The organism is Actinomycetota bacterium (genome assembly GCA_040755895.1).
Taxonomy (GTDB): Bacteria; Actinomycetota; Aquicultoria; order Subteraquimicrobiales; family Subteraquimicrobiaceae; genus Subteraquimicrobium.
Genome location: JBFMAG010000107.1, coordinates 1 through 4,661, shown reverse-complemented (window position 1 = coordinate 4,661; position 4,661 = coordinate 1). Strand labels below are relative to the sequence as shown.

Here is a 4,661-nt window from a genome sequence, read left to right as displayed (position 1 = left end):
CAAAGGAGTCAAGATTGTGAATTGGGCACCCGCATAGAGCTTCATCTTCTTGACATATTTGATGAGCATCTGGAATTCTTTTCGACCATAAAGTGGGTTAACGATGAAGGCAGCCTGTATCCCCACTTTGTTCTCCTGTAAAATCCCCACGGCTTTCTCATTCGCCGCCATGGTATTATCCTTATTGAACTCCTGGAGCTCCTCATCCCATATGCTTTCGAAACCTATTAAGACCCAATCGAGCCCTATCGTTTTCCACTTCTTAATTATCTCCGGATGGGAAGCTATGGTGTCGGTTCGAGCCTGGAAAGCATAGCGTTTCTTGAGTCCAACCTCTTTTATTAGCTCATAAATGCGATTTGCTCGAGATGTACTTTGCAGGAAATTATCATCCGTGAATAAAATGTTCTTAGTGGAGATACTCTCTATCTCCCTCAAAACCCGCTCTGGGCTACGGGCTCTGTACTTTCTCTTATAAAACTGCCACACCGAGCAAAATTTACACCGGAAAGGGCAGCCCCGTGCAGTCTCAACCGAGGATATGGGTCTGCTAGCTTTATAAAAATACCTGCTACGATGTTTTTTAGTCAATTCCCTCGAAGGAATTGGGGTGACATTGAGATCTCTTATCAATTCACGGGAAGGCGTGAATTTTAAGTTTCCATTCTCGAGATAAGCTATCCCTCTAACCTTGTTTATATCGCCCCCCTTTTCCCAGAGATCCAATAATTCGGGAGTGGTCTCCTCTCCCTCTCCAATGACCACGGCATCGACGCAACCCCTTAAAAAGTCCGGGGGATTCAATGAAGCATGGTGCCCACCCACAAAGGTATAAATTTTGGAATCATATTCTTTGATCGCTCGCAGGATTTCTAAAGCATTATAAACATCTGTACTGAAGGAAACGGTGATCCCAACCGCCTGAGGTTGGAAATCCCGGAGATGCTCAATCAAACCCTTCTCCAACCGCATGTCCAAGATCCTCACATCATGATGAGGTAGGCAAGCCGCGATCGTTTCTAAACCCAAGGGTTCGGTTAAGGCTACATACCTAAAACCAATGTGGTTGCCTTGATTCGGTTGGATCAATAAAACCCTCATCGTTCTCACCCCCATTTTCCATCTCCATCCAGTCTACAAAAGTATTCTCAATGCGGTTTTCGATGCCAATATTCCAAGTCCTTTAAAATCATCGATAAATTTGTGAGCCATATTTCTCGAGAATTAAGGTGTTGAACCGGTATGGTTCAGGGTGCTTGAGTGTTGTCCGCAGGATAAATTTTATATCCGAAAGGCTCGTCTTCATCTCCTCGTACATATGCACATATTTGCCCCTGGGATTCCTCAAAATAACCGTTAGATTACGGGTTGATGATTCTGAGATAGCCCTAAGTATGCGCTCCTTTGGTTTAGCATGTAGAACGATCACGATGACATCAAAATCATCGACCTTGAAGCTTAGTCCATTGCCGTATCTCATCTTTATATCCAATTGAGGAGCTTTCCTGCGAAGATATAAACGAGCCAACAAGACGGCGATTAAATCCTTATCGATGCCGGTCACGTGACAGCCGAACTCCCTCGCCAAGGTTACCGCGGTATATGGGGTAGCGCCAGCGCCGATCAATAGCACTCGGCTTGACTCATCTATCCCAGCAGCCCGACCCTCATTTATGATGAGCTCATGGTAATATTCTTCGATTCTTTCAGAAAGTTTAGGATACAAAGCCCATATCTTCTCACGATTCCTGTAATAAGCGAGCTTTGCCCTTCCTTTAAGATCAGCGTAATAGGACACGTACCCTCCGCGTTGTAATATAACACCATCAGATTTCCATCGCTTCAAACTCCAATTCCCCTATGTTGTATTGGGAAGCATATTTTATATGTGGAATACCCTCGGGTGATTTATCCCTTAGTTTCGGTTCGACCTGCTGGAGGAGTTTGAGGCCAAAGGAATCCAGACTCACCGGATCGGTGCCCACGAGCATGTATCCCAAATCCCTGAGTCTCCCTCCGTGTCTTAGCTCCTGGGCATCGATTAAGGTTTGTACGGCATCCACGATGAATAACCCTGGCTTGGCGACCGCATTTATCTCGGCGATTCCTCGATTAATATCTTTGAAATCGAGGTGCATGAGAAATCGCTCACGCCTTGTCAAATATCCAAATTGATTCTTGAGAGCCCCGGTCATCTGGCAGCCAGAGTGTACTTTAAGAACTGGGAGGGAGATGACGAAGTCTCTTTCCAGTGGAAGGGCAAAGATTTTAAATCTATATCCTCTTGGGGTTACAAACTTCCTGGTGTTGGTGGTATACAAATTAATGAGGGGAACGCCGTGAGAGTCACAAACTTTCTTCAAGGGCGATTGCTCTACGACTCTCTGAGAATTACCTGCATCCGGAGCTGGACCATCAGCGACTACCATGTCACGACCGGAGAGAAATGTGAGCACAGCATCAAGAACTTCTGGATGGGTAGTGGTGGGATATTCCTCGTAAGAGACGATGTTCGGTTTGATCAGGAAAGAATTGCGATCTTCAAGCTGCTTCTCGAAAAGCTGAAGGGTTTTCAGAACAAATTCTCTCCTGTTATCCGTCTTTTTAAAGTAAACTCGTGACATTTAATTCTTCAGTCTCCGCAATTCCCGTATGGATTTCCTTCATCTTTCTCTCATCAAAGCACACCTTGCTCCCTGGCTTCGGAATACATCCTTCTCGCTGCCAATCCCATTGCACCAAGGCCAAAGAGGATATAGAAAAGGTTTATTTCTCGATGGGCACGAGACAAATGAAGCGAAGCAAAGAATCTCCTCTATTGATAAGGGCATGTTTTTCACCTGGAGGAATATAGATTGCATCTTCCTCATTTATTGGCTTCTCTTCTTCCTCCATCTGGACAACACCTCGACCAGACAAGATGAAAATTTCGTGTTCCCAATCATGTGTGTGAAAAGGGGTGGATTTCCCCGGTTCGACTTCGAATATCCGCATGGCGAAGTTGGGGGCTCCATCCACTTCTCCGATCACCCAGCGTATGGTGACACCCGGTAATCCTTCGATGGTTTCGGCTTCCACCTCACGGTAATTCCGGATTTTCATTTGCAACCCTCCCTTAATCTCTTATCACCCTCAAACAAACCCATTATGCCAGAGATAACTCAAAATTCGACCCAAATTACATCTTAAACCTTTGCCCCCCGCCCACCGAAGGCAACCACGCTCCCCTCGACGATCTTTCCCAAGGGAACCTCAACGCTTCCACCGAAGTTGACGATATCCTCGCTCCGCTCGTAAGCAAAGACCGCTGAGGGGATAAGCAGAGTAAAAAAACCGCCAATAGCAATGTTAAACTTGACATACTCAATCTGAATTTTATTTAACATTTCAAAACCTCCTTTATCGTTAGCCCTCGGACCAGGTAGTAAGAAGCAAAAAAGTTCGATAAATTACATTTTAAAGCAAAGCTTCAATTAATTAACAGAGAGTTAACTGTGAAATTCCGTTTTTGCGGGACAGTGGGACTTACACGCTGTGCGAATTTAATCCCGCTGCAGGAATCAATGAGGCTAAATCGATGAGGAAACTTGAGAGCTTCATTAAATTTGGATCTTCATCGTTTAGATATCAGAACACAAGGGAAGGGTTTTTAATGGAAGTTGGGTCGATTCCCCCTGTGGTCTTCCGTCGATGAGTATGAAGGGAGCGGCACGCTTTACGACCACACCGACTTCCTTTAGCTCATCTAAGGTATAGAATTTGTTTTTCGCCCTCGCTTTAATGATCCTCGCCGCCGACTTGGGTCCAATTCCGGGGACTCTCAAAAGCGTGTTTCCATCCGCCTTATTTATCTCCACCGGAAACTCTCGAGGATGTTTGAGCACCCAGGCCATCTTTGGATCCATATCTAAGGGTAGATTTCCCCGTTCATCGAAGACTATCTCGTTGAACTTAAAGCCATAACGTCTTAGGAGAAAATCCGCCTGGTAAAGTCGATGTTCACGCATCAGAGGTGTGGGAGGGTGCTCCTCCAAAGGAGTATCCTTCAAAGGCTGAAAAGCGGAAAAGTAGGCACGAGTTAGATTGACCTCGCGGTACAGGTAATCCGTGGTTTCCAATATTTCTCGGTCGGATTCATCGGCAGCTCCGACAACAAACTGGGTGGTCTGTCCCGCCGGCAAGAAATTTTCCTGAGAAGTCAAGGACTTGACCCATTTCATTCTTAAGAGAAGGTCATTCTCGAAATCCTTGCTACTCGTTATCTTCAAAAGCCTTCCCTTGCTCGGAGCTTCCAGGTTCACCGATACTCTACTCGCCAGCTCTACAGCACGTTGTACATAATCAAAGCTTGCCCCGGGAAGGATTTTAAGGTGAATGTAACCGCCAAACTTGTGCTTAAGACGGAGTATTTCAGCGGTCTTTATCATCTTCTCCATCGTAGCCGCTGAACCCCTAGAAATTGCTGAACTCAAAAATAACCCTTGTACCCTTCGATTGTGATAAAGGCTCATGAACAGCTCGGCGAGCTCTTCGGGTCTGAAGCTTAGCCGAGGAAAATCCCTGCTGCACCTATTGGCACAATAGAAACAATCATTTTCACAAGCATTAGTCATGAGGACTTTGAGCAAAAGAACGTTCCTGCCATCGGGTAAAACCGCGGG

The 4,661-nt window shown here is 45.7% G+C and carries 6 protein-coding genes; all 6 read right to left on the bottom strand.

Features of this window, described 5'->3' with window-relative positions:
• A partial coding sequence (locus tag AB1466_05105) for a radical SAM protein (GenBank protein MEW6189471.1) occupies positions 1–1,101 on the bottom strand: 1,101 nt, incomplete at its 3' end.
• An 88-nt stretch (positions 1,102–1,189) separates the two neighbouring features.
• Positions 1,190–1,798 (bottom strand): class I SAM-dependent methyltransferase, encoded by a 609-nt coding sequence (locus AB1466_05100; GenBank protein ID MEW6189470.1) that lies wholly within the window; start codon positions 1,796–1,798, stop codon positions 1,190–1,192.
• A 28-nt stretch (positions 1,799–1,826) separates the two neighbouring features.
• A complete protein-coding gene (locus AB1466_05095) occupies positions 1,827–2,624 on the bottom strand; it encodes a DUF362 domain-containing protein (GenBank protein MEW6189469.1) in 798 nt (265 codons plus the stop codon).
• A gap of 142 nt (positions 2,625–2,766) precedes the next feature.
• Positions 2,767–3,102, bottom strand: coding sequence for a cupin domain-containing protein (locus tag AB1466_05090; GenBank protein MEW6189468.1), 336 nt, complete (start codon positions 3,100–3,102; stop codon positions 2,767–2,769).
• Between the two features lie 83 nt (positions 3,103–3,185).
• Positions 3,186–3,386 (bottom strand): hypothetical protein, encoded by a 201-nt coding sequence (locus AB1466_05085; protein MEW6189467.1) that lies wholly within the window; start codon positions 3,384–3,386, stop codon positions 3,186–3,188.
• A 234-nt stretch (positions 3,387–3,620) separates the two neighbouring features.
• Positions 3,621–4,661, bottom strand: a 1,041-nt coding sequence (locus tag AB1466_05080) for a putative DNA modification/repair radical SAM protein (protein ID MEW6189466.1), incomplete at its 5' end; no start/stop codon positions are given.